This window comes from Paenibacillus sp. JJ1683 (assembly GCF_053006485.1).
The window spans coordinates 3877918-3904463 of the sequence record NZ_CM129820.1; the positions used below are offsets into that span (position 1 = coordinate 3877918).

The window sequence follows — 26546 nt, forward strand, 5'->3', positions numbered from 1 at the left end:
CAATGAAAGTTGGATTTATCGGGACTGGCAGCATGGGAAGTCTGCTAATTGAATCTTTTATTCATTCGGACGCACTCAAACCGCAGCAAATATTAGCAAGCAACCGAACGTATTCCAAGGTAGCCGAGCTAGCCCGTCGTTATCCAGGTTTGCATGCAGCCCAAAGCAACCGTGAGACGGCAGCGGAAAGCGATATTCTATTTATCTGCGTGAAGCCGCTGGAATCAAAAACCGTAACGGATGAAATACGCAACGTCATTACAGAAGAGCAGATCGTCGTTTCTATCACAAGTCCAGTACAGATCCGTATTTTGGAGCATGCACTGAAAGCCAAGGTGTCCAAAATTATTCCGAGTATCACTCACCAGATTGGAAGCGGAGCCTCACTGTGCATCCATGGAAACCGGATTACAGAGGAGGATCGCTCCCTTCTGGAAGAGCTTATGTCCCACATCAGCAGGCCAATTCGGGTTAAAGAGTCTCATACACGGATCACATCGGATTTTTCGAGCTGCGGCCCTGCTTTCTTGGCCTTTTTTATGGACCAGTGGATTCAAGCCGCAGTTCAAGCTACGGGTATAGACCGTACAGAACTATGCGCATTGGCCGGTGAAATGATCATCGGCACTGGAAAGCTGCTCACGGAAGGCGGGATGACACCAGCCGAGTTACAAGCAAGAGTAGCGGTTCCCGGAGGTATAACCGCTGAAGCTCTTGCGTTGTTAGACATCAGCCTGCATAGTGTCTTCCCTGAGCTAATACGGGTCACGCACAACAAGTATGAAGAGGACATGCAAAAGATAGATGCCTCCTTCGGCTTAAAGCCGATTAACCGGCAACAATATTAACCAGCTTACCCGGAACAGCAATTACCTTGCGAACCGTTTTACCAGCCAGTACTTCCTGAACGCTGTCCAGCGACAATGCAAAAGTTTCCATCGCTTTGGCATCAAGATCTTTGGCAATCGTTGCACGCTGTACGATTTTACCATTCATCTGAATGACAATTTCCACTTCAGCGTCTACCGTCCATGCTTCATCATAGGCAGGCCAAGCCGCGTAGGTAATGCTCTCGTTGTGTCCCAGCAGCTGCCACAGTTCCTCGGCTAGATGCGGTGCAAGCGGCGACAGCATTTGCACGAAGTTTTCCATCGCTGCACGCGGCAGAAGGTCTGCTTTGTATGCATCATTGGTGAAGATCATCAGCTGGCTGATCGCTGTATTGAAACGCAATGCATCCAGGTCCTCGGTTACCTTTTTCAGCGTTTTATGCCAGGTCCGTTTGAACTCGTCGCTACCGCCGTCATTTTTAATTTTTTCGTTCAGGCTACCATCCTCGGAAACAAACAGGCGCCATACGCGGGACAGAAAACGATGCGCTCCCTCTACCCCATTCTCATTCCATGGCTTGGTCGCTTCCAGCGGCCCCATAAACATCTCATAAATACGCAGCGTATCGGCGCCAAACGTATTAACAATATCATCTGGATTGATGACATTACCGCGTGATTTACTCATTTTTTCATTATTGTTGCCTAGAATCATACCCTGGTTGACCAGCTTATAGAAAGGCTCTTTCGTTTCCACTACGCCGATATCATACAGCACCTTGTGCCAGAAACGGGCATACAGCAAGTGAAGAACCGCATGTTCCGCTCCGCCAATATACAGGTCAACAGGCATCCATTCGCGCTGTTTCTCTTTGGACACAAGCTCTTTATCATTTTTTGGATCAATAAAGCGCAGGTAGTACCAGCAGCTTCCTGCCCATTGCGGCATCGTATTTGTCTCGCGACGTGCTTTCATACCTGTTTCAGGATCAACGGTTTCTACCCAATCTGTCGCATTCGCCAGTGGGGATTCACCTGTACCTGAAGGCTTGATATTGTCCATCTCTGGCAGTACGAGCGGCAGTTGATCCTCAGGAACTGTTTTAATCGTTCCATCTTCTAGATGAATTACTGGAATCGGCTCGCCCCAATAACGTTGGCGGCTGAACAGCCAGTCACGCAGACGATAGGTTACTTTGCCCTGCCCCTTACCCTCAGCTTCGAGCCATTCAATCATTTTCGGAATAGCTTCCTCATTGGTCAGTCCATTCAGCAGGCCTGAATTGACATGCGGACCATCCTCGGTGTATGGCTCTTTGTCCACGTCTCCACCTTGAACGACCTCAGTGATTTTCAATCCGAACTTCTTGGCAAATTCCCAGTCACGTGTATCATGGCCCGGTACTGCCATAATTGCACCTGTTCCGTAGCCTGCCAGTACATAGTCGGCAATCCAGATTGGCAGCTTTTCGCCGTTCACCGGGTTCACTGCATAAGCTCCTGTGAATACGCCTGTTTTATCTTTGGCCAGATCCGTACGCTCCAGGTCACTTTTCCGAGCAGCTTGTTCACGATACTGTTGTACAGCGTCCTTTTGCTCAGGTGTAGTGATCATATCCACCAATTCCTGCTCTGGGGCCAGCACACAGTAGCTTGCACCGAACAATGTATCTGGACGGGTTGTAAATACTGTGAGTTGTTCGTCATAGCCTTCAATTGGAAAATGAACCTCTGCCCCGGTAGACTTACCAATCCAGTTCCGCTGCATATCCTTAATGCTTTCGGACCAGTCCAGTTCCTCCAGATCGTCAAGCAAACGATCGGCGTATTCCGTAATTTTCAGCATCCATTGACGCATGGGTTTGCGGATAACCGGATGACCGCCACGCTCACTCTTACCATCAATTACTTCTTCATTCGCCAGTACCGTTCCCAGTGCTGGGCACCAGTTCACGGGCACTTCAGCTACATAAGCGAGGCCACGCTTGTACAGCTGGATGAAAATCCACTGTGTCCATTTGTAATAATCAGGATCAGTTGTGCTGATTTCACGATCCCAGTCATATGAAAAGCCAAGTGATTTGATTTGACGGCGGAAGTTATTTACGTTCTTCACCGTAATTTCGCGTGGGTGCTCGCCTGTATCCAGCGCATGCTGTTCGGCAGGCAGACCAAAGGCGTCCCAACCCATCGGATGCAGTACGTTGTAGCCACGCATTCTTTTATAACGTGAAACAATATCTGTAGCTGTATATCCCTCCGGGTGGCCTACATGCAGACCAGCTCCAGACGGATACGGAAACATATCCAAAGCATAAAACTTCGGTTTACCCGGTTCTTCCCCAGTGCGGAACGTTTTGTTCTCATCCCAATATTTCTGCCATTTTGGTTCAATACTTTGCGGTTGATAGCCGTGCTTCGGCTGTGTGTCTGTCATTGTCTTTTCCTCCTCAAACGGTATGCAACAAAAAAACCTCTGCATCCCGTAGCGTGTCAGCGCTAGGGACGAGAGGTTATATTCCCGTGGTACCACCCTAGTTAGCAGAAAGCGTTCTTCGCATTCTACTCCCTTTGCACCTGATAACGGAGGTGATCCGATGCGTATTAATAACAGGATACTGACACCTATATAGGTGCTTTCCTGCGTTGGACGCATATCTCCGAGGTGAGTTCGCTTTGCACTGTCAACCGGCTTGCACCACCCGCCGGCTCTCTACATGTCCAGACAAAACTACTATTCCTCATCAGCGATTATTTAACCGTTAATAATGGCACTATTATATTGAAAACCGCGAAAAAAGTCAAATAAGGACTACATTTGATACGAAGCGCCATCTTCATACTAGTTGTCCATGACACATGAATACGAATGTTTTATAATAACTCCAAGTTGCAATGGTTCAAGTTGAGATGAGATAAGAAAGGTGAGTGGAGACATGGCACAGATTAAAATTTTCGGGACAAAAGAGAAGCTAAATCCGATCAAAAAGCAACTTTCAGAGGTGATTCACTCTGCCGTGGTGGATGCGTTCAATTATCCTCCAGACAAGAGGTTTCATCGTTTTTTCCCTATGAATCATGAAGATTTTATATATGCAGATGGTCGCTCCGACGCATACACCATTATTGAAATCAGTATCTTCGAAGGCAGAACGACAGAAGCTAAGAAGCAACTCATCAATCTGTTATTTCAAAGAATTAACGATCTTTTGGGTATTTCTCCACAGGATCTTGAAATTACTATATTTGAAACCCCGAAACAGAATTGGGGCATTCGGGGTGTACCGGGTGATGAACTTCAGCTGAACTATAAAGTGAATATATGAGAGCAAAAAGACGCCCTTCATGACTTCATGAAAAGCGTCTTTCTTTTTCTATATTAGCTCAATGAATCCTAGCTATTTTACAGCGACATAAAAAAGTCTCGCCGCGTCATCTGCTGCTTCTACCCATTCAAAATCTGCATATACCTTCACATCACGAAAACCCGCTTTGGACAATTCTGCCTTCATCCAGTCTGGATCATAAGCACGCTGTACATGAATTTCCTCAAAACGCTGGTACAGATCGCGTCCTTCATGTTCTGCTTTCGCAAAGATACTGAGATGATGCTCAATTTCACAACGGGGAGTGTCCAATGCGCATGTCCAGATATACGAAATAGAGCGTTCATCCAGTACGAATGGTTGTTCTTCATCATAACGCAAAAATGTCTGGGGATGATGTACATCAAACAGAAAGGTTCCACCAGGCTTCAGACCAGCATACGTTCTGCGAAAAGTAGAAATGATATCTTCTTCCTCAAGTAAATAATTCAGGCAATCGCAAAAAGAAATGACAGAATCCACGGGCTCCGGTAAAATCCATTCTCGCATATCCTGCTGTATCCAGCGAACGCTCCCCTCACGAAACAATCGCTGCCCTTGAGGAGTAGTTTCCATTTTGCGACGGGCTACTGCCAGCATGTCAGAGGACAAATCGATGCCAGCCACCTCGAAGCCTGAGTTAACCAGTGGAATCGTAATTGAGCCCGTTCCGCAGCCCAGCTCGGCCACTGTATGTGGCATACCGTATCGATCCCAAGCTTGCCGTGCAAAGCGCAACCAGTCCGGGTACGGCATGTCCTGCATTAGCTCATCATACACATAGGCAAACTTGCGGTAAGAAGCCATCTTTATTCCCCATTCCCGTCCTTCGGTTTAGGCATCTTCTCCACCAGGTAGGTCCAGTTTTCTTTTTGTGTAACCAGCCCTTCCTTCATCAGCTTGCCCATCGCACGCTTGAAGGCGGATTTACTGATACCAAACCGTTGCTTGATAATATCCGGCGGCGTTGCGTCAGAATATGGCATACCGCCACCCGGACGTTCCTTCAGAAATGCAATCAACCGATCCGCATCCTCATCACGGCCTACTTCCTTGCGTGGCGACATCGCCAGATTGACCCGACCGTCTTCACGAACAAGCGTGACCCGTACCTTAACCTCCTCGCCCAAGCGAAGCATGCGGTTACGTTCCGACGAATGAATCATTCCTATTGCACCAAAACCAAGCACCCCCCCGTCCACCAGGACGAATGTGCCCATCTGAAGCGGCTTGTACACCGTCGCCTGCACCCATGTATTAAGCCACGCACTAGGAGCATGGAAACACAATGGAGCCAGTTCCTGCTCCCCTGCCAGCTTAGCTCGCAGTCTGCCTTGTTTGTCATGCTCCATAATGGCATACACGTAGTCACCCACCCGAGGATGCAGATCACGGTTTTCTGGCAACTCACGAATCGGCAGCAAAAGTTGGCGCCCCAATCCCATCTCCAGGAAGCATCCCAACCGCGGATGCACATCGGCCACCTCAAGCTTTGCCATTTCTCCCAGAGACAAGAACGGCCTTTTCATAGTTGCAGCCAAACGGTCCTCTGTATCGTGGAAGATAAATACCTCCAGCCGTTCACCCACCTCGATTTCACGAGTCAGCTCCGTATAATGCAGCAGAACATCCTGCTCACCGACGGTAAGAAAGTAGCCGAAAGGAGATACCTCACGATCCACCATAATGGTGACATAAGTACCAGCGATCAAACTCATACCTTCTCCACAACCTTAGCATCCGACCAAAGCCGTTCAATGTTATAATATTCGCGTTCGTCGCGATGGAAGACATGCACTACAACATCTCCCAAATCCATTAGAACCCAGCGAGCAGAATCCATTCCTTCGATTCCTTTGATGGTTACACCTTCATCATGAGCGCGTTTGCGAATTTCTGTTACAATCGCCTGTACTTGTGTATCCGAATTACCGTGACAGATTACAAAATAATCCGCAACTAGCGATACTCCACGCAAATCCAGTGCGACAATATTCATTGCCTTTTTATCATTAGCGGCCTCAACCGCCGTTTGCATTAATTTCTCATTCGTTAGGGTCATTCATGAACCTCCGTTTTTTTCTGTTTTAGCTGTCGAATCAAGTCATTGCGCGACAAGACCGTCAGCGGAAAAATAACCTTTTGCTTTTCCAGCAACAAAGAAATCGTAGAATCAAATCCAGCGATAAGGCCCTGCTCCAAACTTTTCTTTGCCTGTTTACGAATATGTTCAACCCCAGGAAAATCCCGCCCCGGTTCGATGTAATCAGCCAGACACACGACTTTATCCAGCAGGCTCATACCTACGCGGCCTGACGTATGCCAGCGGATCGCATTCCTTATTTCCGGATCATCCACTCCGTAATCTCTTGCCGCAACGCAGTACCCTACCTCTGAATGCCAGAGCTGCTTGTCATGCTCCAATAGCGCCTGATCACATTCGGGATAGTTACGAATCACTTCCTCCATCTGCTGAACAGGCCAATATTTCGCTACATCATGCAAAATAGCCGCCAGTTCTGCCTTATCCGGGTCTGCTCCATAACGCTTCGCAAGCTCAACAGAGGTATGCATAACACCCAGCGTGTGCTTCCAGCGTTTTTCAGGCATCTGGCCAGATACGACTTCCATTAGCTGCTCACGGCTGTACTTCATACAAACCGCCCCTTGTAATATAGTCATGAACACGATCAGGCACAAGATAACGAATAGTGCGGCCTTCTGCCACACGCTCCCGTATATCCGTCGAAGAAATGTCTACCACTGGCATATCCGCCAGCAGTACCTTGTCCTGCAAATAATATGGCAACTCATCCAGCGCAAGCTGGAAGCCCGGTCGCCGCACCCCAATAAAACAAATCCGCTGCGCCAATTCCTCAATCCCCTGCCAATGAGGCAAGTAGTTCACCATATCTGCACCAATAATAAAATAAAAATCTACAGCAGGATGCAGCTCCTGAAGCTTCTTGATCGTGTCAATGGTATAGGATACCCCCCCGCGAAGCACTTCAATATCCAGCACTTCAAAAGCAGGATGACTCGCTACCGCTTCACTCGTCATCTCCAGACGCTCCTTGCCGCTTGCCCCCGCTTGATGCTTGTGCGGAGGAATATGAGAAGGCATAAACCATACTTGATCCAGCCCATAGGCATCTCTTGCCGCTTCTCCAGCCAGCAGATGTCCAATATGAATGGGATCAAATGTACCACCCATAATACCGATTTTCATAATTTTCTCCCCGCGTATTATCCTCTAGGCAACTCGATTTGCTTATGATCACGAGATTCCTTGTACAAAATAATGGTGCTCCCAATAAGCTGTACAAGCTCGGAACCCGTCTCTGCTGCCAGTTCTTCCGCAATTTCATGTTTGTCGTCTAAACAGTTGTTCAAAATTTGTACTTTCATCAGCTCACGCTTTTCAATCGCATCATTGATGTGACGCATAAGATGCTCATTCGTACCGTTTTTACCTACTTGAAAAACTGGGTCCAAATGATGCGCCATGGAGCGCAGATATCTTTTTTGTTTACCTGTTAACATGTATATTTAACCCCTTCGTCGCCACATATACAATGCGGCATTTCCATAATTTTAATGTATATCCGACTTACGTTAGGCTTCTCAGCACAGCCGCTCTCATTTGGTCTACTGCAGGGGCCACTCCCGTAAAATACTCAAAAGCCACTGCCCCTTGGTACACAAACATGCCTAAACCTCCATGTACAGTGCAGCCACGCTGTTCACGACTTTCGCGTAAAAGCCTCGTTTCCAGCGGGTTGTAGATCAAATCGCTCACAATGATTCCCTGCGGAATCAGATTCGTTTCCAGTGGAAGCTCATCAGATAAAGGAGACATTCCCACCGAGGTTGTATTAATCAATACATCCACTGTCGTGAGTACATTCTTGGCTTCCTCGTTGGAATAGCCCATTACTGGAATTGCTTCTGTCGTCCACTCCAATGCCAGTTGTTCAGCTTTGTCACGTGTTCGGTTCAGAATAATGACCGATTCAGGTCGCTCCTCCAACAAAGCATGAATCACGCCCCGAGCAGCCCCACCGGCTCCTAGAACAGCAATTCTTGCACCCTTTAACTCAACAGAAGTCTCTTCTTTAAGGGAACGCACATAGCCAATTCCGTCCGTATTATAGCCCTTGAGCCGTCCATTGTCATTCACTATCGTATTGACAGCGCCGATGAGCCTGGCCCCTTCATCAATCTCATCCAGATATTTCATAACCTCAACCTTATGGGGAATCGTCACATTGACTCCGCGGAAATGCAAAGCCCGAATCCCCTTCACAGCATCCTCCAGCTGATCCGGTGTGACATGAAGAGGTACAAAATCTCCCTCAATCCCCGCTGCCTGTAAAGCTATTTTATGCATAAGAGGCGATTTGGAGTGCTTGATCGGATCACCCAATACGCCCAATAGTACAAGATCTCGTTCGGTCGCTCCAGACTCCCCGCTGTTCATCGTTGCTCTCCCCCATATTGCAAAATATTAGGCCGCTCAAATACATGAATGGCGGCAGGAACCCGTATGTGTTCCTTGCCGCCCTATAGCTTGGTTACAGCATTGTTAAATCAACGCAGGCCGCAAAAGCACACGGACTCCCCGAGGAGCATGAACCGCTACCAGAGCTCCGTTCTCACTATTTACCCTAATCCATCCCAAACCGGATATATAGATGTCCGATGGAGATTTGCGTGGAACGCGGAACTCATGTCTGGTCCATTCTGGCATCTCTGCCAATTGATCGCGTGTTGGTGGAGACAATAGCTCCCCGGCATGATCAGCGAACAACTGATCAGCTCGCTCCAGCTTCGTGCGATGTATTTTAAGACCACCGTTAATGTAGCAGGTAAAAGATTGGTGCTGACCGTCTACAAAATCAAATCGGGCCATACCGCCGAAAAACAATGTTTGTCCGGCATCAAGCTGATATGCAGCAGGCTTCAGCGGCTTGTCCGGCATAATAGCACTCAAGTCCTGACGGGAGACAATTTCACTGAACCGCCAAGGGTACACAATACCCGGAGTATCAATAATGTGCTTGCCGTCGTCGAGCGGAATATTCACCATATCGAGTGTAGTTCCTGGGTAACGGGATGTTGTGAGTTCCTGCTCCATATCGCTATAATCACGAATCAAGCGGTTAATGAGCGTGGATTTACCCACATTTGTGGCTCCGACTACATATACATCACGGTTACCACGCAGTTCAGATACCACATCCAGCAGACGGTCAAAGCCCTGATTTTTTTTAGCAGAGCACAGTACGATTTCTTCCGTGCGTAGCCCTTGCTCCTTCGCTTGCTTTTGTACCCAGTTACGTACCTTGTTCCAGTTTGTGACCTTAGGCAACAAATCAGTCTTATTGACTGCCAGTACAACCGGATTCGAACCTACAAAACGCTGTAGGCCGGAAATCAAGCTACCTTCAAAATCAAAAATATCTACAATGTGGATGACGAGCGCATCCTTGTCCCCAATCTGACTAAGCAGCTTCAAGAATTCATCTTGATCTACCGTCACCGAAGAGGTTTCATTATAGTTTTTGATCCGGAAGCAACGCTGACAGATGACCGGTTCACGAGTTAATAATTTTTCCGGAATATATCCCGGAAGGTCCGGGCTAGTGGTCTGCATGGCGATACCGCAACCACTACATTTGACGGCAGTTCCACCGTCAGGTCTTTCAGTCATTCTTCTTTTCCTCCTCAAGCCATAAGCCTTTCTTACGTAACCTTGTGAGCGCGATTCGCTCCAACCGTCGATTAAATCGGGTCATGACTCCTTCATCATGAATGGATATCGGCAGCACCAAAACGGTATGCAAACCCATTCGGTTGCCTCCCAATACGTCCGTCAACATTTGATCCCCGACCATAATAGTCTCTTCCGGAGTAAGCCCCATCATACGAATGGCTCTACGAAAGGACGAGTTGGATGGCTTCCGGGCGGCATGTATAAATTCAATGTCCAAAGGCGTAGCAAACACGGATACACGGTCCATATTGTTATTAGACACGATGACAAGCTTAAAACCCGCCTGTTTGACCTTTTCAAACCAGGCCACCAGCTCGGGAGTTGCGTTCGGCGCTTTTGCACCGACCAGCGTGTTATCCAGATCCGTAATAATGCCGCGATATCCTTGAGCATACAAGCCTTCAAGATCAATATCAAAGACGGTATTCACCCGTAATTTGGGCATCAGCATTTCAAACAACGTCGGTCACCTCAGTTTCATACGACAAACTATACCATATTACTATGGCTTAGTAAAAAGCTATCCGCAACAAACGGACAGCTTTTTACTAAACATATAGATTAAGATTAAAAATTGCGACACCAAACCTAGTAAAAATGACTAGCCTTCATCCTTCTGGTCAGACTTGGCTCTTCGCCCAGCCCATCGTTTTATCCATGGTTCCTTTTGCAACAGGGAAGCTTGCTGGCGAACACTGCGCCAATCCTCGGCGGTTACCGACGAAGGACTATAACGCGCTTGTTCAAAGCGTCCTAGTAACTGATGTAAAATCACAGCGCGTTCCGGTGCTTCTTGTGACCATCTGTCGACTGATTCCCTCAGTGTCTCATGGCTTGCGCGGACATAGCCTTTCCTTCGCATGTACCGTAACCAGTGTTCCGTTTCGACGACCACTTTTTCATCTGGGGTCAGCGGTTTACCTGTGCGTAAACGCAGCAGGTAAAAGTGAATGTCTGCCCGATTACGCCAAATGATATAAGCAGCCCACAGCAGAAGAATGGCAACAGCAGGGCCTATGATTACAGGATGAACCTCTAAGCCTTCCCCTGGATCCGTCTGCGGAGTCTGCTCAGGCTGCTCTGATTCTGGCTGATCCTTGACCTCTGGGGCGTCTGGAGTCTTTGAATCCTCCTGCTCTGTAAGTAACGGCATATCAAAGCCAGGCGTAGCTTCTACCGGAACCCAGCCATATTCGCCTAAATATACCTCTGCCCAGGAATGAGCGTCCGCGTTTGTCACGGAATAAGAGGACATGTTTTCGTCACCATCGCCCGTGGTTGCATCATCTGAAAACGTCTGCTGGCCAGGAGCATACCCTTTGACCCAACGGGCTGGAACCCCAACGGAGCGAGCCATCATGACTAATGAAGTGGAATAATAATCGCAATAGCCCTCCCGAATCTCAAACAGAAAGGCATCCACGAAATCCCTGCTTCTTTTCCGTGAGAGATCCGGATTGTTCGTATATGCATAATTTTGCTGTAGATACTGCTGTAGCAATCCGACTTTTTCATACGGCGTTTTGGCCGTCGCCGTTACATTGCGAGCCAAATCACGAACCCGCTGCGGCAATTCCTCTGGAATTTGTAAGTAGGCTTCCTGTTTATTTTTTCCATACAACTCATTAAAACTTTTTCTACGCAGCTCTTTCTCAGGGATCACTGGAACATGCGATACCAAAGTATACGTTTTAGGATAAGCAGTTCTTCGAGATGCTGGATTCCAAAGCAGTTCTGCCTGTTCCGGATTCCAACGCAACCCGTTTGCCCGTGAATCTCTGTCCACCGATTGAACACGATGCACCGAATAGGCGCCAAACAGAACGGGATAGCTCTGATCATTTTGCATGGTAACGGTCTGCACGACCTGCTCAGTAGAGTGTCTCGTTTCTTGTGCGTTTTCAAGCTCTGCGGTCATCGACACCTCATTTGGTGCTGGATCATCGTTGCCCACGTCGACCCAACCTGTACCGGAATAGGTTCGTTTCGTTTCTCCTCGCCAATAGCTTCGCTGATTAGTTGTGATAGTCATGACAGGCGAATAATCAAAATTAAAACCTCCACCCAATCGATTATCCTGGCGACTATAACCAGATGCGGTGTTCATGCGCTGATTCAGTGCCCCAGATCCATTGGTGGTTCCTGCGGTGGTTGAGCTAATGCGCTGGGTCCACGCTGTATAGGGGTCCGTCAAAGCTGGCTGTACCTCGGGCATATTCACACCCGCCATAATTATAAGCGCAAAAATGACAGCAATATTGGCCGCAATTTTATACGGATAACGCCGAATATGCTTCCATCCTTGAGGATAATGCTTACGAAAATACTGCAGATGCTGTGTCACTAGCCATCCCATACCAGCAAAGACGATCCAGGCAACCTCCTCCCACAGCACAGTTGGTGTGAAGGAATCAAGCACCGCCAGAGCTGCAACGTTGATGCCCACAAAAACTAGAATCCGCTGCTTCGTGGTAACGATGAGCGGCACCATTTCAATGACTAGCCAAGCAATGAGGGAAAACCAAACATAAGGAGACATATTAGATATAAACTGATCCAGACGATTGGCTGCTCCGCCAAAGGGGATAATGATGGAGTAAGACACTAATGTCCGATACAAAATAAAGAACAGCGTTACCGCCTTAACGACAAATTCAATCCATGGACGGAATGGTAGTAAAATCTTCACCAGCGCCAGCATTGTAATGGTCATCAGTACAAGTGCCCTCGTCTCTTCCAGCCATAATTCAGAAGCAAAAGACACCCATTGCATAGCAATAATAATAATCCACAAGAACGTAAAGGCGGGAGCCCAGGAGCTCTTTAACGATTGTAACCAGCTTTTCATTGTGTCCCTCCCCCCATTACAGCCGGGAGCTCTTCGAGGCTCTCAACATCGTAGCCCTTAATTCCCCTTGCACGAAGCATACTCATCCACTTTTCAGCTTCTCCCTCGGCAGAGCCTTCGCCGATATAGACATGGCACGGAGTCATCCCCCGGGTATCGGCCCAGCGAAGAAGTTCCAGCGCCTGATGATCCTTCAGCGGACTAATCAGTATAAAATAACAGCCTTGCGGAAACTGGCGCACACAGCTTTCTACAGCAGTCATCAAGCTGCCTTGCGAAGTGGTGTGGATGTCTACCAAGTGATGCATCATTCGTTGTCGTTCCATCATCTGCTCACTTGGCTGAAAAACAGTCCCCTTCTCTCCAGCTGTACACAGTCCGACTCCCATCCGCTCCCGTCCACCATATTCCAGCAATGAAGCGGTAGAAGATACAGCTAGCTCAAACTGGTCGGCGTTTACATAATGCTTTGTTTGTACGTCGAGCACAAGCATCGTTTTGGGAACCGTCTCATGCTCAAATTCCTTCGATTTCCAACTACCTGTGCGAGCCGTCGCATTCCAGTGGATACGTGAAAACCGATCTCCATATACATAATCTCGTACACCGTTGATTTGTGTCGTTTCACGGCGCGTTCGAGTTTGAACGGTCTGCGGTCCAGACATCCTTGAGCGGCGATCATTGATCTGCCAATATGGAATGAATGCCGTGCGAGGAAGCACCCGAAATTCACCGCGTGCATTCAACCTGCCCTTGTGCTCCAACAGGCCAAAGATGTCCTCACTCACACATTCGGTTTCCTCAAAATAGTAGCTTCCTCGTTCTAAAGCAGGGGTTTGAAATGTAAGCTGGCCGCCACCTTTCATACTAGGGATAACACTGTCTTCAAACGACCAGGATTCCCCCGTATGTCGCTTGAGCACCTCGCGAACAATGACATAGGGTAACGGAAGAAAGCCAGGAATGCTCAGACTGAGCTTTACTTGTACCTGATCTCCCGCATGCAGCAGCTCGCCAAACTCCGAGCCTTGCGAAAGCTGACGATGGCCCTGGACGCGACGAACTCCACTCAGACCAACCATCCATAAATAAACGATTAACAACGTAACCATAGAAAACAGCATGACCGATGTCTTTCCACCCTGAAACAACAAATAAAGCAGGCACACTACCCATATACATAGCATAAGCCAGATGCGACTTGATAGCCGGGGAAGCCTGCGCTTCCTTTTGACCATGTTCATTCCTTAAGAACGCTCCATTCGTACGGGTACATGAACCTGTCGGAGCACGGACTGCAGCACGGACTGGGCGTTGGAGCTATCGAGGCGTGCTTCGGGACGCAGCAGCAAACGGTGCGTCAGTACATAAGGTGCCAGCGCCTTCACATCATCAGGCAACACATAGTCACGGTTATCCTGAAAAGCGAATGCCTTGGCAGCCATGACAAAAGCAAGTGCGGCCCGTGGACTAGCTCCCAGTAGCACAGATGGATGTTCTCTTGTCGCACGCACGATATCGAGTAAATAGGACGTCACCGCTTCGTCCATATAGATATCTCTGATTTCCTGCTGGATGTCAGCAATCTGTTCCATATGCGCTACAGCCTCCAGACGATCTGCTGGCTGGCCCGTCTGATGATGAAGCAGCATGTTACGCTCTGTCTCCAAATCAGGATAGCCCAGGCTGATTTTGAGCATAAAACGATCTAATTGTGCTTCCGGCAGCATATAAGTACCTTCAAAATCAATCGGGTTTTGAGTGGCACACAACATAAAAGGATGAGGCAACATATGAGTGTCCCCATCCACCGTCACACTTCGTTCCTCCATAACCTCCAGCAGAGCTGACTGGGTTTTCGTCGTCGCTCGGTTAATTTCGTCTGCCAGTAAAATGTTAGTCATAACCGGACCCGGACGGAAATAAAAACGCTCATCCCGTGGATGAAATATAGATACCCCTGTAATATCACTCGGTAGAATATCAGGATTACATTGAACACGGCGATAATCACCACGCATGGATTTTGCAAGAGCCTTGATCATTTGCGTTTTCCCCGTACCCGGAACGTCTTCGATCAGAATGTGTCCACCCGCCAGCATAGCCGTAAGCAATAATTTTATTTCAAAGGATTTCCCTAATATACATGATTCCAGATTAGAACGGATTGCAGATACAATCTGCACAGATTCTTGACGCACGGGCATAACTCTGTAAACCTCCTAGATAGCAACATGTTTCCTATTATTGTACATGAAGGTGGACATAGAGTACACTTAACTCCTTGCCCATATTATTCAAGCTCCATCTTCTCTTATAGGTACATATTTTTTGGAACAGTCAAAAACCCTTCGGTTATCAAATCCGAAGGGTTCACGTATACAATTTATTTTACTTTTTATCCTATTTAAAGCACCCTGCTTTATATGCTTCCTTTTGGACGAACAAACAAGCATGCCAGAAAAGAGAAAATAATCGCCGAGGAAATCCCTGCGCTTGTCAGACTAAAGATCCCTGTAATAACACCAAGCCATCCGTCCTTTTCCAATTCGGTTAGTGCACCATGTACGAGTGAGTTACCAAAGCTGGTAATTGGAATCGTCGCACCCGCTCCAGCAAATTTGATAAGGGGATCATATATTCCGACAGCGTCGGCAATTGCACCTGCTACCACCAACGTACTCATTGTGTGTGCCGGGGTCAATTTGATTACATCCATCATCAACTGACCCACGACACAAATGGCACCGCCCACTAAAAAAGCCCATAGAAATATCATACTTTTCCTCCCGCTTCAAAAGCTACAGCATGTGCAACACATGGAATGCTTTCACCCTGCTGTGTAGTCAAAGGAGACAATAACGCTCCGGTCGCCACGACCAGCACCTTTTGTAGTTCTCCCTTTTCGATCCGCTTTAACAGATGTCCATAGGTTACAACAGCTGAGCATCCGCAACCACTTCCACCCGCAATGACCTTCTTTTGCTTATTGATGTCGTAAATCAGTAAACCGCAATCATTAAATTCCGTTTGATTCATATCGAATCCATCTTTTTTAAGCAGCTCCTTGGCAATCGGCAGCCCTACGGAGGCTAAATCCCCGGTTACAATAAGATCATAGTAGCCTGGGTCCCTGCCTGTATCTCGAAAATGAGACAAAAGCGTGTCCGCCGCCGCTGGAGCCATGGCCCCGCCCATATTAAAGGGATCTTTAATGCCCATATCCATTACACGCCCAATAGTGGCACAATCTACCACCGTACCTGACTTCGCATGTCCCACAATGGCCGCACCGGAACCGGTAACAGTATACTGAGCTGTGGGGGGCTTCTGTGCTCCGTATTCATTAGGATAGCGGAATTGTTTTTCCACAGTACAGTTATGGCTGGTTGTACCCGCCATCACGTAGTCGCCCGCCTCTGAATCCACAATAAGTGCTGCTAAAGCCAAGCTTTCCATCGACGTTGAGCAGGCTCCGAAAACACCTAAATAAGGAATAGCAAGCTTGCTAGCCGAAAATGAGCTGCTGATAATCTGATTCATCAGATCACCACTTATGAAAAATTGCACTTCCTCTTTGTTTAAATTTGAATTAATTAACGCAAGCTCTGTAGAATGCTCAATTAATCTTCGTTCCGCTTTTTCCCATGTTTTCTCGTTTATTTCGATATTGTCATAAATATAATCGAAATCTGTGGACAACGGTCCCTCTCCTTCATCCGGGCCTACAACAGTTGCACTCCCAATGATGCGCGGTCTCGACTCGAACTTCCAGGTTTGTCCTCCCTGTCTTCTCATAAGTGATTGCCCCCCACACCGAGGATTGCGTATATAACGCCCACGATAAATGCGGCCACAACACCAAATACAACAACGGAGCCTGCCAGCTTGAACATATTTGCACCAACTCCAAGTACCAATCCCTCGGAACGATACTCCAATGCAGCTGAACACATTGAGTTCGCAAAACCTGTGATGGGTACAGCGGTTCCCGCTCCTGCCCATTGGGCAATCTTATCGTAGACCCCGATGCAGGTTAATATAACAGACAAGAGGATCATCATGGATGCAGTTGGTGCCGCAGCTTCTTTGGCTGGAATATGCATCCCTGCCATAAAGGCTTCCTGAATCGCCTGCCCAATCACACAGATGACGCCACCAACCAGAAAAGCACGCACACAATTGGCAAATACTTTTCTGGAAGGTTCATGCTTTTGGGAAACACTTTGATAGTCTTTCTCATTTATGGACAACGGCGACGAATTGGTACGAAAACCGCGCTGTCCTGACTTAGCTGGCATCATTCACCACCCCTTATTCAAAAGTTCCGCGCTTGGCGGTTCAGATTGCTTGGCTCCTTAACATTATGAGCTTTTTGGGGAAATGTTATGTCAGGAAAATGATATCGTGGACATTCCGTACAAATCCATTCATACTGAATACATGACGACCACTGGTTAATTAATAAGGAGTGAGGTATACATCATGGAAGCAAAAACATTGGAATTGTTTAAAACCTTAACAGAGTTCCCTTCCATTTCTGGACATGAGCGAGATCTGCGGGCATGGGTTAAAGAACGAATATCCGGTTATACGGATGAAATCGTTCAGGACCGTTTGGGCAGTCTTTTTGGTGTACTGCGCGGGCAAGAAAGTGGCCCACGTGTAATGGTGGCAGGACATCTGGATGAAGTTGGTTTTATTGTGAATGGCATTACGGAAAATGGAATGATTCGTTTTCAGCCGGTTGGAGGCTGGTGGAGCCAAGCCATCATGTCACAACGTCTTCAAGTATTGACCCCAAATGGCCCAATCATTGGTGTAGTTGGATCTGTCTCACCACATTTGCTTGATGAAGCGCAACGCAGCAAACCGATGGACATCAAGCATATGTACCTGGATATCGGCGTAGACAGCAAACAGGAGGCGCAAAATCTGGGGATTGTACCCGGAACGGCGATCGCTCCGATCTGTGATTTCACTCCACTTGCGAATCCCAAAAAAATCATGGCTAAAGCATGGGACAATCGATATGGTGTTGGCCTGGCCATTGAGCTGTTGGAGGCATTACATAAGGAAAAGGACCAGCTTCCAAATACATTGTATGCAGGAGCTACGGTTCAGGAGGAAGTGGGACTGCGCGGTGCACGCACAGCTGCCAATCTGATTCAGCCGGATATTTTCTTTGCACTGGATTGCAGTGCTGCCAACGATATGGGTGGGGATCCGAACGCATACGGACAGCTTGGTAAAGGCGCACTGTTGCGGGTTTTTGATCCAGGTATGATTACACACCGCGGAATTGTGGAGTATGTGCAGGACATGGCGGAAACTCACAAAATTAAGTACCAATATTTTATCTCCACTGGGGGAACGGATGCTGGTCAAGTGCACTTGAGCGGAATTGGTGTGCCATCTACCGTCATCGGCATATGTGGACGATACATCCACACTTCCTCGTCCATTATTCACACCGATGATTATGATGCGGCCAAGGAACTGATCATTAAGTTGGTTCAAAATCTGGATCGCACAACACTGAATACCATTATTGAACGAGCTTAAGAAGTAACAGAGAATAAGAATCTATAAAAAAACAGTCAAGACACATACGTGTGCTTGACTGTTTTTTAATTTAATAGAAGAAAAAATAGAAGTTCTCAAATTAAATGCTTGTACCGAAGCAAAGCAATCACTACAAGTACAGCTGTTAAGGTGATACAGATATTTTCTACCTTTGCTCCCTTCCGGGTTCCGGTGCTCATTAATCTAAATCTTAGCTTCCATTTGAATGGCGGCAAAGGCTTAATTCCGTTATTCGTCAAGGAATCTGCCAATAAATGTAGCAAGTACGCTATACCTCCAGCCAGCCATATACTGTCGCCATGCAAACGTGTCGTGCCGTAAAGCAGCGCGGTCCATGCTACTGTCCCATATACCGTATGCGTCAATCCTCGGTGCGGAACAAGCGTACATATGATCAGCAGACACCCGGCGATATAATTCCACGGTGCATATGATTCCCCATACCAGGCAAGGCCGATACCAATTAGAAAAATGATAACTTTACGCATAGACCGTGACGGCATAAAAGAAGCGCTGATCATCAGCAAAGCCAAAACAAGATTCCAGGGTGGCGGAGCCAAACGGGTGAAAAACACCCAACCCGCAGCCCCAATCATTAGAAGCTGTATGAGCCTAAGCATTTTGTTCGGTAACGCACGGCTCACAAGCATGGAGTTAGGCTCGTCAATATCCGGCAGCAATGAACCAACCACAGCGGCTGCCACGGCAGCCGGAGTCACTTCGAATCCACTTAAGGCTAATACCGATAGGGAGACCCCGGTTCCAATAATTAAATGGGCTCTTCCCATCATGATGCATAACATCCTTTCTTGCAGTATACACAGAGTCGACATTACTCTATTTGAATCAGCATTATTCGATTGTATACGACAATCAAAACGAGAACAATAGTTCGCTTATTCTATTTAAAAGACTTCATCCAAAAGTCCTAGTTTCGCCCTCCATTACTTGACCCTCCCCTTATTCTTTATCTGTACAGCCATTTCTCAAAAAACACGCCATATGACCTATGGGTATGTTGACAAATATCTTCAACATTTTCTTTTTGACTAAAAGTCCTATTGTACAATTTGGAATATTAGGTAATATAGTGTTTATATTTACTATATAAATCTATTAAATGAACAAGGAGGAAATGATTATGCAAGAAAAATCTCTGTTCCGAAAGTTCAAAACGATTGGTCTGACGTCGTTGCTAAGTGTCGTATTGTTCGCACTTCCCGCTTCAGCTGCTTGGAATGATACATACACGGGGTACGCCACATATACAGGATCAGGTTACTCTGGAGGAGCATTACTGCTTGATCCTATCCCTTCTGATGCCAAAATTACAGCGCTTAACCCCACACAATTGAATTATAACGGAATTAAAGCCGCATTAGCTGGAGCCTATTTAGAAGTTCAAGGCCCCAAAGGAAAAACAACCGTCTATGTAACAGATTTATACCCTGAGGGTCCGAGTGGCGCACTTGATCTGTCTCCGAATGCCTTCAACCTGATTGGCAATCAAAAGGATGGAAAAATCAATATTTCATGGAAAGTTGTCAAAGCTCCGGTTAGTGGTAATGTCTCCTACCGCATTAAAGAAGGCAGCAGCCAATGGTGGGCAGCCATTCAAGTACGCAATCATAAATATCCAATCTTAAAAATGGAGGTCCAACAAAACGGGCAATGGCTCAATCTCGAAAAACAGGATTACAACCACTTTCTGGGTACTAACTTAGGAAAACAGCCTCTGAAAATACGGATTACGGACATTCGCGGTGTCGTACTGAATGATACCATCCCAGCTCTAGCGGAAAATGGCACAGGCCAAGCCTATATTGTTAAAGGTAATGTTCAATTTCCTGACTAATTGAAATGCCGCCTCATCTTTGCTTCTTTCATTTGAACCAATAAAACAGGCCGGGAACCGACGCAATCTAGTTTGCGTATCCGTGTTCCCGGTCTTTTTACGAAAAAATCATTATTTTTCACAAAGAATCGGTTTGTTCACTGTCCTGTTCATAAAATCATACGTATAATGAATACATAAATAGGGTGTACTTTACAGCTACGTTCACACAGACAGGAGGCCTGTTCATATGAGCAATTTCAAAAAGCATCACAAGCTACACAGCAAATTGCTGGTCAGCATTACGTTATGTATAACACTAACGTTGCTGGTATCCACCACTGTATATTATTTCTACTATATTCGCGTGGAAAAGGAGCAGGCGTTCGAAGCCAATCACAATAGCTTAACGTTGAGAAGCAAAGAGGTCATCAACATGACATCTATTGCTCAATCGTTGGCATTTCAAATGTATCGCAGCAGTACCCTATCCAAGCTGTTGTATTATCCCAAGCCCAATGTATATGATGTAACCGCTGCCATGACCGAATTAAATAATTATCTTAACTCCATGCCTTATATTGAATCCATCTACGTGTATAACCCTAAAAGTGACACCTTCTACATTGCGTCCTCACAAGGCCAAAACGGGTTATTCAGCAAGCATGAACTGGCTGATACAGACATCATTCGCGTGCTGGATCATTATCAGGACTACAAACCCTTTACGCCTATTCCACGCACGTATCCGTTGCTGTCTGCCTCAGACCCCGAAGCTGGCGTAGAGCAAGCAAGCCCAGACATCGCAGCCTATACGTATTTATGTTATGACGCAATCAACTCGAACGAAGCGATAAATTCGGCTGTGATTGTGAACGTGTCAGCGGCCTGGATGAACAAGGAAATGGCGTCGACCCCCATCTCAGGTGGGACTGCTTATATTTTAGACGATCAAGGCAGATTGTTATCTGGTACAACGTTGACAGACGAAGCTTTGAACGAAAAAGAACAGCTATGGCTGCACACTAGAGTCAAAAAACAGGAAACAGGCTATTTTGTAGAAGACTTTCATGGTAAAAGATCACTGATTTCCTATACTTCCCCGGATGGACTAGGTTGGCAGTATATTAGTGTCACACCTTATGAAAGCGTTATCAAAATGGCGAGTGTTATTCGTAATGCCATGGTACTGATCGCGGCCATCATCGGAATGGCAGGATTTGTAGCTTCCTGGCTGCTGTCCAAAATGCTGTATACGCCTATTGGTCAAATTGTTGTGCATATGAATTCACTGGAATCGGAGAAACGCAACAGTATGTACACAATCCGGCAAAACATTTTACGGAATGTGATTCGCGGCATCCGAAATCTTCCTGCCGGTGAAGAACCGGAAAGACTGCGTGAGCTTGGGATTACATTCCAGTTCGATAAAGATTATCGGCTTGTACTCCTGCGCATAGATGAATATGCCCGCTGGCAAAGCGAGCGCGGACCTGATCTGCTACCCTACAAGTTTGCCATCATGAATATCGCTTCCGAAATATGCGGGCAAACGTATCGGGTGGAGACCGTTGATATGGATGAGGATAGCGTCCTGTTGATGCTCAACATTTTAGACCCTGCAGAACATACAGACACGGTACTACTGGAAACCCTATTACGCCAAATACGCGAAGCCTGTTTTGAATATTTAAAGCTAAGTGTATCACTAACCTACAGCGTAATTACAAGTCAACCAGAACGGCTGCATTTGCTGTACCGCCAGGTAGAGAACGCATCTATGCACCGTTTTTTTCAGGGTCATGGCTGTATTATTAATGCGCGAAACACTACAGATGAAGATGTCCAAAATACTTATGTATTTCCATCGGATAAAGAAAAAAAATTGCTGGATACGCTGCTATCTGGTCATACGGAGGATGCACACCGGATGTTCCAAGATCTGTTGATGCATATGGAGCAATATCCGTTTTCCTCTGTACGGGTGGCAATATCTCGGCTTATCATGAGTGTGAATAATGCCGTTCGGCATATAAGTGAGCTCAATGGATTTGCTATCGAATCTAAACCTGAATTACCATCCGCAGATCGATTAGAGACCGCCGAGGATCTTATTGCTCATTACCAATTGGTCTTTGAACAGGTTCGCTCCAATCTGGCGGAAAAACGAAATACAAAGCAAGAACGATTGGTACAACAAATCAACGAACGAATGGAGCAAGCTTATACGGACCCTAATTTCTGTCTCAATCAGATTGCGGAAGAGCTGGATATGTCTCCAATCTATGTAAGTAGGCTTTATAAGCAACAAACCATGTCCACCATCGTAGACGTCATCCAGCAGCTCCGTATTCGCAAGGCCTGTGAGCTGCTGGAACAGACCGACTGGTCGGTGGCTGACGTGGCAGAACAAACCGGGTTTGCGAGTAGCTCTTATTTCCACCGTATGTTTAAACGCAGTTTGGGCGTGACACCCACAGATTTTCGCCGTTCTAAAGCGAATGCGCAATAGGCGATATCAAAAAAGCAAGCCTCCAACTTTCTGGAGACTTGCTTTTACTTTAGATCACAGCTCTTAACGTTTTACTTGATCCCCTTCTCCTTCACATAGGCTTCCCATTGTTTTGTATATTCGGTTTGAATCTTCTCCAAACCAGCTTGGTTCGCCTTTTGCATGAAAGTCTCAAGACCTTGATCAACGTTGTCGATCAGCCCAGCTTGAAGCGGGTACAGATACTGCTTCTCGACCTGTTCTAATGCCGCCTTTTCTGCTTGGTAGGTCGTATAGTCCTCTGCAAAACCGGTAAACAGGTCAGGCTTCTGGATTTTATCCAGCTCGGCAAAAATCTTCTTCACACGGTCAAAACCTGAATCAAACAGCATGTATTCCGGGTTACGCCAAGCCCAGCTGTTCATACCTTCCCGTGAAAATCCATTCGTACTACCGCTACCTATCATATGATAGTAACCATCTTTGACTTCGTAGTTTTTGCCTTCAACACCATATTGCGTAAGCAAATTATAACGTTTGTCTGTTACCAGCTTTTCATAAAAGGCCAATGCACGGGCTGGGTTCGGGCTGCTTTTTGGAATTGCAAAGCCATTATGGATCGGATGCACCGGAGTTGCATAGCCTGTTGTCAGCGGGAATGGATAGTACTCAAGCTTCCAGTCGGGATGAGATGCTTTGAGCTTAATGACCATATCATTAAACCGGGTTGGGTTGTCGCCAAAAATACTCGCAGCTTTACCAGAAGTGACCTGATCCTGAAGTGTATCTTTTACGTTTAATACGTTTTTAGGAATGAATCCTTTATCAGCCCAGCGTTTATAAGTATTCAGCTCTTCTTTTTGTTCATCTGAGCCCCAATATTTATACACCTCTGTTGGTTTTTCATATTTGATGCCAATGCCATAAGGCAAAGCACCTACACTCTTCGTGACTAATTCGGTATAACGATCATGCAGATTTCCCTTGATATCACTGTTCAAAGATACCGTTTTCATACTAGGCTCATGCTGACGTATCCCGTCCATGTAAGCCTCGTAACTTTTGATGTCTGTCGGTTTAGGCAAATTGTACTTTTCGCGTAAATCCTCACGCCATACAAAACCGTTTGTGACATATTCTTTATACGTGCCAGGCACGGTATAAATTTTTCCTCCGATTTTAACCCCATCCCACATGTCCTGAGGCACGAATTTTTGCAAGGCAGGTGCGGCCTTAGGCAGCAGATCGTCTAGCGGCAGGAATGCCCCCTTCTTGGCATAGGCCTGATACTGCGTCCAATCTGCAGTGAAGATCAGGTCGATAGGCTGACCCGAAGACAATAACAGCTTATATTTTTGATCCCAGTCTGTCCACGTCGTATAGTTAAATTTGACGGTGGCATTCAGATCTTTTTCTGCCAACTTATTAATCTCTGCCTCAATGGTAGACAGATCCTTAGGAGCATCACCCAGCATATAAAATTGCAGCTGTACTTTCTGGGCTTTATCATCCTCTCCATTTGCTTTTTGTGCGCTGTTTCCGCTACCGCCCCCACATCCGGCTAAGAGCGCCATGATAACCATTACTGCAATCAGGATGGACATGCGTTGTTTTCTTTTCTTTGTGAATGTCATGTGAATCCTCCCTTTGAAATGGTAGTCCGTTTAAATAGAACGCTTACAAAAAGTGCTGTTTGGATGGCACAATGTCAGCACATTATGCCATCTCAACCTTTAGTGCCGCTTATCCTTTTACCGCACCAATCGTCAGCCCCTTGACAAAGTAACGCTGAATGAACGGGTACAGTAGTAAAATGGGACCCGTAACCACGATCGCCATTGCCATTTTGGTCGACTCTGTCGGCATATCGTTGGAAAGAGACACGCCGGTGCCTGCACCCATTTGAGCAATAAATTGCATGGAGTTAATGACATTATACAGATAGTATTGCAACTGGTATTTATGCGGGTCATTAATAAAGAGTGAGGATGAAAACCAGTCATTCCAGTAAGCCAAAGCCAGAAACAGCCCCACAGTGGCAATACCCGGTGTAGATAAAGGCAGTACAATTCGATAGTAAATTTTAAAATCACCCGCACCGTCTATTTTAGCGGACTCGAACAGTTCTTCCGGCATGGAGGAACGAATGAAGTTTTTCATCAAAATGATCAGAAATGGAGTCATTAATCCCGGGAAAATAAGCACTGTATACGTATCTAGCAGCCCCAAATACCTCGTGAGCATAATGTACCAAGGTACTAATCCGCCTCCAAACAACGTCGTAAAGTAAATATAGAATGAAAACGCGTTGCGGTATTTAAAATCTTTGCGTGCCAGCACATATCCGGCCATCGTCATCAGGAACAGGCCCAGCGTCGTACCTACAACCGTGGTAAAAATCGTCACCCCATATGCCCGCAACACCTCTTCAGGAAAGGTGAACACCGTCCGGTATCCTTCCAGCGAGAATTGCTGTGGAATGAAGTGATAGCCATCCCTGATAATCGATTCATTACTGGTTAGTGAAGCCGAAATAATAAGTAGGAACGGGAGTAAACAAGCAATGGATGCCACAATGATAATCACATAAGAGATAATTTTAAAAAGTCGAGTGTATACATCCTCTTTGATCGCCATCCGTTTCGGTCCTCCTTTCTAGAATAAGGCATATTCGTCGTTCAGCTTGCGAATGATATAGTTCACGGTCATGATCAGTACAAATCCGAACAGGGATTGATACACGCCTGCGGCCGAAGCCATACCCACATCAAAAGTTACTTTCAAGGAACGATACACATAAGTGTCCAAAATATCCGTCGTATTGTACAGCACACCGTTGTTACCGATTAACTGATAGAACAGATCAAATTGTCCTTTCATAATACTACCCAGTGCAAATAACAGCAGCACAACGAATGTTGACTTGAGCATAGGAACGGTAATGTACCAAATTCGTTGAAAAATGTTGGCTCCGTCTATTTTAGCTGCCTCATAATACTCGTCACTGATCCCTGTGATCGCTGCCAGGTAGATCACCATACTGTAGCCGAGATTTTTCCACAAATAGAACAGGATAATCAGGAAAATCCACACCCATGGTTTGTTATACACATCCACGCGTTCACCACCGAATTGCACAAGCAACGTGTTCAGAAAACCATTATCATAATTAAATATGTTATACACGATGACACTTAGAATGACGAAGGAAACAAAATATGGAAGAAACATCACAGATTGAGTGATCTTTTTAAAGTAGCGGCCTCGCAACTCATTCAGTAAAATAGCGAGGACAATCGCTAACACGTTACCTAGTAAGATAAACGCCGCGTTATATCCAACCGTGTTCAATGTCAATTTGGTCAGCGTACCAGATTGCCATAGAAAGCGAAAATTCTGGAGTCCGACGAACTGGGCCTCAAAAAGGCTGGTATTAAAGTCAAACTGGGTAAATGCATAATAAATGCCGACCATAGGAATGTACGAATTTATGAAGAAAAAGATTAAAGTGGGCAACAACATCAGAAATAATACTCGATTGCGGATCAGTTCATAGAAAAAACCGTGTTTCTTGCCTGTTCCCAGCCTACCGTTCAAGCGGGAATCCGTCGTAAGCATTGCAGAATTTTTGGGCATAGGCTGATTCAATGTGAGTCACTCCCCCTCTATATACATACCGACTGCAAGGTTTGTAGCATCGCCGCCGTATAACTATATATTATGTAAGCGCATTCAAAATGAAAAGTGAAGCCTCTCATGCTTCATGAACAAAGGAGTGTCCAGAGGAGTGAACAATTCTGATATTTGTGAAGTTTT

General features: G+C 46.4%; 25 protein-coding genes and 1 other annotated feature. Of the genes, 5 read left to right on the top strand and 20 right to left on the bottom strand.

The annotated features are described in order from the left end of the window. The first annotated feature begins 2 nt into the window (after positions 1–2). Positions 3–848: a late competence protein ComER gene (comER, locus tag ACUC6J_RS16550; protein WP_340865049.1), complete on the top strand. Its 846-nt coding sequence runs from the start codon at positions 3–5 to the stop codon at positions 846–848. Here the strand turns inward: comER and leuS are convergent. Then, the gene (gene leuS, locus ACUC6J_RS16555; RefSeq protein WP_447249116.1) at positions 829–3267 is read right to left on the bottom strand and encodes a leucine--tRNA ligase; all 2439 of its coding nucleotides are present in this window, start codon (positions 3265–3267) and stop codon (positions 829–831) included. The two genes, comER and leuS, sit on opposite strands and share 20 nt — an antisense overlap. A 61-nt stretch (positions 3268–3328) precedes the next feature. Then, positions 3329–3587: a binding site (T-box leader), on the bottom strand. Positions 3588–3766: 179 nt separating this feature from the next. On the opposite strand from leuS, the gene ACUC6J_RS16560 reads away from it, so the two are divergent. Next, the gene (locus ACUC6J_RS16560; protein ID WP_031461817.1) at positions 3767–4156 is read left to right on the top strand and encodes a tautomerase family protein; all 390 of its coding nucleotides are present in this window, start codon (positions 3767–3769) and stop codon (positions 4154–4156) included. 72 nt (positions 4157–4228) lie between these two features. Here the strand turns inward: ACUC6J_RS16560 and ACUC6J_RS16565 are convergent, their stop codons facing one another. From ACUC6J_RS16565 to spoVAC, 15 genes are all read right to left on the bottom strand, one after another. After that, a complete protein-coding gene (locus ACUC6J_RS16565; RefSeq protein WP_016821634.1) occupies positions 4229–5002 on the bottom strand; it encodes a class I SAM-dependent DNA methyltransferase in 774 nt (257 codons plus the stop codon). Positions 5003–5004: 2 nt separating this feature from the next. Continuing rightward, positions 5005–5913, bottom strand: coding sequence for a CvfB family protein (locus tag ACUC6J_RS16570; protein WP_447249117.1), 909 nt, complete (start codon positions 5911–5913; stop codon positions 5005–5007). Further along, the gene (rsfS, locus tag ACUC6J_RS16575) at positions 5910–6257 is read right to left on the bottom strand and encodes a ribosome silencing factor (RefSeq protein ID WP_017428187.1); all 348 of its coding nucleotides are present in this window, start codon (positions 6255–6257) and stop codon (positions 5910–5912) included. The genes ACUC6J_RS16570 and rsfS overlap by 4 nt, the downstream gene beginning before the upstream one ends. Beyond that, positions 6254–6850, bottom strand: coding sequence for a bis(5'-nucleosyl)-tetraphosphatase (symmetrical) YqeK (gene yqeK, locus ACUC6J_RS16580; protein ID WP_016821637.1), 597 nt, complete (start codon positions 6848–6850; stop codon positions 6254–6256). The genes rsfS and yqeK overlap by 4 nt, the downstream gene beginning before the upstream one ends. Beyond that, entirely contained in the window at positions 6834–7424 is a 591-nt protein-coding gene (gene nadD / locus ACUC6J_RS16585) for a nicotinate-nucleotide adenylyltransferase (protein WP_017428189.1), read from the bottom strand. The genes yqeK and nadD overlap by 17 nt, the downstream gene beginning before the upstream one ends. 17 nt (positions 7425–7441) lie before the next feature. After that, the gene (yhbY, locus tag ACUC6J_RS16590) at positions 7442–7738 is read right to left on the bottom strand and encodes a ribosome assembly RNA-binding protein YhbY (protein ID WP_013372202.1); all 297 of its coding nucleotides are present in this window, start codon (positions 7736–7738) and stop codon (positions 7442–7444) included. 67 nt (positions 7739–7805) lie between these two features. Further along, positions 7806–8675 carry a shikimate dehydrogenase gene (gene aroE, locus ACUC6J_RS16595; protein ID WP_019688082.1) on the bottom strand — a complete coding sequence of 290 codons (870 nt, stop codon included), beginning with the start codon at positions 8673–8675 and terminating at the stop codon, positions 7806–7808. A 105-nt stretch (positions 8676–8780) separates the two neighbouring features. Next, positions 8781–9908 (bottom strand): ribosome biogenesis GTPase YqeH, encoded by a 1128-nt coding sequence (gene yqeH, locus ACUC6J_RS16600; protein WP_019688083.1) that lies wholly within the window; start codon positions 9906–9908, stop codon positions 8781–8783. After that, positions 9901–10431 carry a YqeG family HAD IIIA-type phosphatase gene (locus ACUC6J_RS16605; protein WP_013372205.1) on the bottom strand — a complete coding sequence of 177 codons (531 nt, stop codon included), beginning with the start codon at positions 10429–10431 and terminating at the stop codon, positions 9901–9903. The genes yqeH and ACUC6J_RS16605 overlap by 8 nt, the downstream gene beginning before the upstream one ends. 141 nt (positions 10432–10572) lie before the next feature. Next, positions 10573–12819 carry a transglutaminase TgpA family protein gene (locus ACUC6J_RS16610; RefSeq protein ID WP_447249118.1) on the bottom strand — a complete coding sequence of 749 codons (2247 nt, stop codon included), beginning with the start codon at positions 12817–12819 and terminating at the stop codon, positions 10573–10575. After that, positions 12816–14063, bottom strand: a complete 1248-nt coding sequence (locus tag ACUC6J_RS16615) for a DUF58 domain-containing protein (protein WP_447249119.1) — start codon at positions 14061–14063, stop codon at positions 12816–12818. The genes ACUC6J_RS16610 and ACUC6J_RS16615 overlap by 4 nt, the downstream gene beginning before the upstream one ends. Before the next feature lie 3 nt (positions 14064–14066). Then, positions 14067–15026, bottom strand: coding sequence for an AAA family ATPase (locus tag ACUC6J_RS16620; protein WP_019688086.1), 960 nt, complete (start codon positions 15024–15026; stop codon positions 14067–14069). 215 nt (positions 15027–15241) lie between these two features. Continuing rightward, positions 15242–15598 (bottom strand): stage V sporulation protein AE, encoded by a 357-nt coding sequence (spoVAE, locus tag ACUC6J_RS16625; RefSeq protein ID WP_016821644.1) that lies wholly within the window; start codon positions 15596–15598, stop codon positions 15242–15244. Beyond that, entirely contained in the window at positions 15595–16617 is a 1023-nt protein-coding gene (gene spoVAD, locus ACUC6J_RS16630; protein ID WP_016821645.1) for a stage V sporulation protein AD, read from the bottom strand. Before spoVAD ends, spoVAE begins: the two co-directional genes overlap by 4 nt. After that, on the bottom strand, positions 16614–17120 hold the full coding sequence (gene spoVAC / locus ACUC6J_RS16635) for a stage V sporulation protein AC (protein ID WP_016821646.1): 507 nt from the start codon (positions 17118–17120) through the stop codon (positions 16614–16616). Before spoVAC ends, spoVAD begins: the two co-directional genes overlap by 4 nt. Positions 17121–17304: 184 nt before the next feature. Between spoVAC and ACUC6J_RS16640 the strand changes: the two genes are divergently transcribed. Further along, a complete protein-coding gene (locus ACUC6J_RS16640) occupies positions 17305–18384 on the top strand; it encodes a M42 family metallopeptidase (protein ID WP_019688087.1) in 1080 nt (359 codons plus the stop codon). Between the two features lie 95 nt (positions 18385–18479). Here the strand turns inward: ACUC6J_RS16640 and ACUC6J_RS16645 are convergent, their stop codons facing one another. After that, positions 18480–19196 carry a metal-dependent hydrolase gene (locus ACUC6J_RS16645; protein ID WP_016821648.1) on the bottom strand — a complete coding sequence of 239 codons (717 nt, stop codon included), beginning with the start codon at positions 19194–19196 and terminating at the stop codon, positions 18480–18482. Between the two features lie 350 nt (positions 19197–19546). On the opposite strand from ACUC6J_RS16645, the gene ACUC6J_RS16650 reads away from it, so the two are divergent. Together ACUC6J_RS16650 and ACUC6J_RS16655 are read left to right on the top strand one after the other, a co-directional pair. After that, positions 19547–20260 carry an expansin EXLX1 family cellulose-binding protein gene (locus tag ACUC6J_RS16650; RefSeq protein WP_447249120.1) on the top strand — a complete coding sequence of 238 codons (714 nt, stop codon included), beginning with the start codon at positions 19547–19549 and terminating at the stop codon, positions 20258–20260. Positions 20261–20489: 229 nt separating this feature from the next. Beyond that, positions 20490–22751 (top strand): AraC family transcriptional regulator, encoded by a 2262-nt coding sequence (locus ACUC6J_RS16655; RefSeq protein WP_447249121.1) that lies wholly within the window; start codon positions 20490–20492, stop codon positions 22749–22751. A gap of 71 nt (positions 22752–22822) precedes the next feature. Here the strand turns inward: ACUC6J_RS16655 and ACUC6J_RS16660 are convergent, their stop codons facing one another. The 3 genes from ACUC6J_RS16660 to ACUC6J_RS16670 form a co-directional block, all read right to left on the bottom strand. Next, entirely contained in the window at positions 22823–24364 is a 1542-nt protein-coding gene (locus tag ACUC6J_RS16660; RefSeq protein WP_126665853.1) for an extracellular solute-binding protein, read from the bottom strand. 109 nt (positions 24365–24473) lie between these two features. Next, positions 24474–25367, bottom strand: a complete 894-nt coding sequence (locus tag ACUC6J_RS16665; RefSeq protein WP_447249122.1) for a carbohydrate ABC transporter permease — start codon at positions 25365–25367, stop codon at positions 24474–24476. An 18-nt stretch (positions 25368–25385) separates the two neighbouring features. Beyond that, on the bottom strand, positions 25386–26378 hold the full coding sequence (locus ACUC6J_RS16670) for an ABC transporter permease (RefSeq protein ID WP_016821653.1): 993 nt from the start codon (positions 26376–26378) through the stop codon (positions 25386–25388). Between the last annotated feature and the right edge of the window lie 168 nt (positions 26379–26546).